Raw genomic sequence first — 326 nt, forward strand, 5'->3', positions numbered from 1 at the left:
GGAATCGCGCCGCGATTTCTGGGAGGCCCTGTTCGAACTGGCCGACGCCGGCACCACGGTGCTGGTGTCGACCCATTACATGGACGAAGCCGAGCGCTGCCACCGGCTGGCGATCGTGGATCGCGGCGCGCTGGTGGCTGATGGCACGCCTGCTGCGCTGTGCGCGGGGTTGCAAGGGCGCACGCTGCAGGTCACCGCGTCGCAGCCGCGCCTGGCCAGCCGCGCACTGGCCGATCTGCCCGGTGTGCTCAGCGTGGCGCAGATCGGTAGCCATCTGCGCGTGCCGTTCCATGAGATCGCGTCCGACATCGCGGTGCTGGGCCGTG

General features: G+C 70.2%; 1 pseudogene. It reads left to right on the plus strand.

Going from position 1 to position 326, the window contains the following annotated elements:
* Positions 1-326, plus strand: a pseudogene (locus tag EN850_RS34875) (ABC transporter ATP-binding protein); the annotation flags it as partial.

Source organism: Mesorhizobium sp. M8A.F.Ca.ET.207.01.1.1 (assembly GCF_004794715.1).
GTDB lineage: Bacteria > Pseudomonadota > Alphaproteobacteria > Rhizobiales > Rhizobiaceae > Mesorhizobium.